Origin of the sequence: Streptomyces nanshensis (assembly GCF_001751255.1) — a bacterium.
GTDB lineage: Bacteria > Actinomycetota > Actinomycetes > Streptomycetales > Streptomycetaceae > Streptomyces > Streptomyces nanshensis_A.
The window spans coordinates 11,088-15,593 of record NZ_LJGW01000412.1 but is presented as its reverse complement, the minus strand read 5'-3'; the positions used below and the strand labels follow the sequence as shown (position 1 = coordinate 15,593).

Below are 4,506 nucleotides of genomic sequence, written 5' to 3'. Positions count from 1 at the left end.
GGCGTCGTCCTCGCCGGTGCCCCACCGCGAGGGGGACGCCCCGAGCCGCAGGTCGAGCGAGCCGCCCCGGCGGATGTCGTCCGTGGTGATCCACGTACGGGAGGTGTCCCTGCCGCCGGCCGACACCGAGCGTATGTAGCGGTCGGCCGCGTCGCCGCGCTCCGCGTCGACGGTGAAGCGCCCCCGCGGATAGAAGTCCCGGTCCAGTGTCAGCTCGATCCGGTCGAACGCGGGGGTGTTCAGGCCCCATACGTCGTCGCCCGGGGTCACCGGATAGATGCCCATGGACGAGAGCACCATCCAGGACGACATGGTGCCCAGGTCGTCGTTGCCGGTGACGCCGTCGGGGGCGTCGGTGAAGCGGCAGCGCGCTGCCTCGACGACCTCCGACGTCTTCCACGGCGAGCCGGTGGAGAGGTAGGTGTACGGGGCGGTGAGGTCGTGCTCGTTCTGCGGGTTGTAGGTGTCGGCGCCGTAGTAGTCGTAAGGTCCCGCGACCCACTCGTCGTTCGCCGTCCCCCTCGGGTCCTCCGTCAGCCGGTCGTAGGCGAAGAAGGAGTCGAGCCGCTTCTCGGCGGCCTTGCGCCCGCCCATCCGGGAGACCAGACCGGAGACGTCCTGCGGCACCATCCATGTGTACTGCGAGGACGTGCCCTCGTGGAACCCCTTGCTGCGGGCGGGGTCGGACGGTCCGGCGAAGGTGCCGTCCGCGGTGCGGGGACGGGCGAATCCGGTACGGGGATCGAGGAGGGAGCGGTAGTTGCGGGAGCGTTCCGCGTACCGCTCGGCGTCGTCGGTATGCCCGAGGTCGCGGGCCATCGCGGCGAGGGCGCCGTCGGCGGCGGCGTATTCGAGGGTGGCGGAGCCGCTGTGCCGGAAGTCCGGACTACCCGGCTTATCCCGTTTGCGATCGGGCTCGTACGGGATCCAGCCCTTCTCGATGTACTCCTTGTTGGCCATCCGTCCCAGATACGGGGAGTCCGCGGGCGGCACCCCGTCGGCGTTCTTCTTCAGCGCACGGTAGGCCCGTTCCGCCTCGCCGTCCCCCGTCAGCAAGCCCTGCTGGTAGGCGTTGGTGAGGAACGGCGTGACCGGGTCGCCGGCCATGATGTTCGTCTCCCGCGTGGCGTATCCCCAACGTGGCAGCCAGCCGCCCTGCTCGTCGACGTCCAGCAGAGAGAGCGCCATGTCGCGGGACTCGCGGGGCGCGACGAGCGCGAGAAGCTGCGCCTGGGTGCGGTAGGTGTCCCACAGCGACCAGTTCTGGTAGTAGGTGTGGCCCTTCGCCCGGTGGACCTTCTGGTCCCAGCCGCGGTAGCGCCGGTCCACGTCCTCGCCGGTGTTGGGGTGCAGCAGCGCGCGGTAGAGCGAGGAGTAGAAGACGCGCAGCCGCTCCTCGCTGCCGCCGCTCACCCGGACCGCGCCGAGCCGCTTCTGCCAGGCGCGGTGGGCCGCGTCCCGGGCCTCGTCGAAGGAACGGCCGCCCTCCGCGTCGAGGTTGCGTGCGGCGCCCTCGGCGTCGACGTACGACAGCGCCGTCACCGCCTCCACGTCGCGGTCGCCGCCGCGGGTGTCGAAGCGGGCGTAGGCGCCGCGCCGCCCGCCGCCCTCGGAACTCCCGCTGCCCTCGGTGACCTTGTCGCCGTCCCAGGTGCCGTACGAGTCGAAGGGCCGGTCGAAGCGGGTGACGGCCCACACGGTGTACGGCTCGGTGCCCTGGCAGAAGCCGCTGCCGGTGACGCGGGTGGCGATGGTGCGCTCGTCCAGGACCCGTACGGAGCTGCCGGTCACCTTGTGCAGCGCCTGGCCGGAATTGAGCAGCACGTTGGCCTTGCCGGTCGAGGGAAAGGTGTAGCGCTGGTGTCCGGTGTGGGTGCCCGCGGTCAGTTCGGCCTGGGTGCCGCCGTAGTCGTCGAGGGCGACCTTGTACGAGCCGGGCGACGCGCTCTCGTTCCGGTGCTGGAAGCCGGAGGCGTAGGTGTCGTTGTCGGTGCTGGTGATGTCGCCGGTGGTCGGCATCGCGGGCAGATCGCCGCCGATGCCGCAGCCCACGCCGGAGAGATGGACGGCGGAGAAGCCGCGGATGCGCCGGGAGTCCCGGTCGTAGCCGGTGCTGCTGCCGGTGGTGTCGGGCGAGAGCTGCACCTTCCCGAACGGCACCGCGGCCCCGGGGAAGGTGTTGCCCTCGTCGCGGGTGCCGATGAACGGGTCGACGTAGGCGGCCGGGTCGGTCACCGGGCCCGCGATGCGCTCCCCTCCCCCGCACGGCGCGGCCGGCGGCGACGCCCCGACGAGGCCCGCGCAGAGCGTCGCGACCGCCAGACCCAGAAGGGTCCGGATGCGTTGCGCTCTCAGCACGGGGGCCTCCGGCCAGGACATGTCGGCGAGCGGCCCAGACTTCGCCACGCCCTCCCTGCCTGTCTATGCCGCAGGTCACAGCGGGTACGCGCGGGTGCGGGGCGCGGCGGGGCCGTACGGTCCCCCGAGGGGCATGCGCCCTTCCGCGCCGGGGAAGCCCTCGGCAGAGTTGACCGGTGAACGGACGGACGACGGGCCGGGCGACCGGAGGCTGGAGGCGACGAGGCATGGCCGCAGGGCGTGAGGGCGGCGTGCGTCCACAGGGGCGCGCACCCCGGGAGCCGGGGCGGGACACCGGCCGTGCCGCGGCCCGCCGGGTGACCGGCCGCGGGGTGCGCGTACTGCTGACGGCCGCCGCCGGTGCGCTGCCCGCGTTCGCCTTCCCGGCGCCGTCGCTGTGGTGGCTGGCGTGGGTGGCGCTGGTGCCGTGGCTGCTGCTGGCGCGCTCGGCGCCGTCGGGACGTCAGGCGGCGGTGACGGGCTGGATCGGCGGTACGGGCTTCATGCTCGCGGTGCACCACTGGCTGCTGCCCAGCCTGCACGTCTTCCTGTTCGTACTGGCGGCGCTGCTGGGGCTGTTGTGGGCTCCGTGGGCGTGGCTGGTGCGGCGGCTGCTGCACGGCAGACCGGGCGCGGGGGCGACGGCGGCGGCCGTCGTGCTGGTCCCGTCCGGCTGGCTGATGGTCGAACTGGTGCGTTCCTGGGAGTACTTGGGCGGGCCGTGGGGTCTGCTCGGCGCGAGCCAGTGGCAGGTCACGTTGGCGCTGCGACTGGCGTCCGTGGGCGGGGTGTGGCTGGTCTCCTTCGTCCTGGTCGCGGTGAACACGGCGCTCGCGGTACCGGCCGCGCTGCTGCTCTCCCGGCTCCTTCCGGCCCGCGGGCAGGCGCCGCGCGGTGCCCGGCGGTCCGTCGTGGTCACGGCCGTCACGGCGGGTACGGCGCTCGCGGTCTGCCTCGGCGGTACGGCCGCGGCCTGGGCGTGGGCGCCGGTGCCCCGTACGGACGGGGCGCTGCGCGTCGCCGTCGTCCAGCCGGGGATCGTCAAGGGCCAGCGGGCGCGGCTGGAGCGCAGCGAGGAGCTGACCCGGAAGCTGGCCGGACGCGGTGTGGACCTGGTGGTGTGGGGCGAGAGCAGCGTCAGCTTCGATCTGGGCGCGCACCCGCGGCTGCGCGAGCGGCTCGCGGCGCTCTCTCACCGGGTGGGCGCGCGGATCCTCGTCAACGTGGACGCCCGGCGCTCCGACAAGCCCGGCATCTACAAGAGTTCGATACTGATCGGGCCCGGCGGCATGGTCGGCGACCGCTACGACAAGACGCGGCTGGTGCCCTTCGGGGAGTACGTACCGGCGCGCTTTCTGCTCGGCTGGGCCACGTCGGTGGGACGGGCCGCGGGCGAGGACCGGCTGCGCGGGAACGGCCCGGAGATGATGCACGCCGCCGGAGCGGACTTCGGGCCGCTGGTGTGCTTCGAGAGCGCCTTCCCCGACATGAGCCGCCAACTGGCCGCCGACGGCGCCCGGTTGATCGTCACCCAGTCCTCCACCTCGACGTTCCAGGACAGTTGGGCGCCCGCGCAGCACGCCTCGCTGGGCGCGCTGCGCGCGGCCGAGACGGGACGGCCCATGGTGCACGCCACGCTCACCGGCATCAGCGCGGTCTACGGGCCGCGCGGCGAGCGCACCGGCCCGCTGCTCGGCACGGACCGCAGCACCGCCGAGGTCTACACGGTGCCGCTCGCCCGGGGCAGCACCGTGTATCTGCGCACGGGCGACTGGATCGTGCACGCGTCGGTGGCAGCGCTCGTGCTGTTCGCGGCGGCGTGGGCGGTACGGACGTACCGCGCCGGACGCGACGGCGGGAACGGCACGGGCGCGGGCACCGGGAGCGGCAGCGGGACGGGGAGCGCCGGCTGAGCGCCGACTCCCCCTCGTTCACGGGCAATTGACCGCCCCGCCCGGCTGCCCGAGGGCGCCCCCCTCAGAGCCGTCCCGCGGCCCGCGCGCTCGCGACGGCCTCCGCGTGCCCCGGCGGGCTCCAGTCGGCGATCCCGTCGAGCGCGCGCAGCGCCAGATGCGGTGCGAGGCGGTTCACCGCGGCCATCGCGCCGTCGCGCAGCGCACAGGCCGGCGCCGAGGTGAGGGTGACCAG

Annotated in this window: 2 protein-coding genes and 1 pseudogene; 1 reads left to right on the top strand and 2 read right to left on the bottom strand. The window is 73.8% G+C overall.

Going from position 1 to position 4,506, the window contains the following annotated elements:
- Nucleotides 1-2,379, bottom strand: a 2,379-nt coding sequence (locus AN218_RS25810) for a GH92 family glycosyl hydrolase (protein WP_070019378.1), incomplete at its 3' end; no start/stop codon positions are given.
- Between the two features lie 206 nt (nucleotides 2,380-2,585).
- Here AN218_RS25810 and lnt point away from each other — a divergent pair.
- Nucleotides 2,586-4,271 (top strand): apolipoprotein N-acyltransferase, encoded by a 1,686-nt coding sequence (gene lnt / locus AN218_RS25805; RefSeq protein ID WP_070019376.1) that lies wholly within the window; start codon nucleotides 2,586-2,588, stop codon nucleotides 4,269-4,271.
- A 64-nt stretch (nucleotides 4,272-4,335) separates the two neighbouring features.
- Here the strand turns inward: lnt and AN218_RS38525 are convergent.
- Nucleotides 4,336-4,506 (bottom strand): annotated as a pseudogene (locus AN218_RS38525) (monooxygenase); the annotation flags it as partial.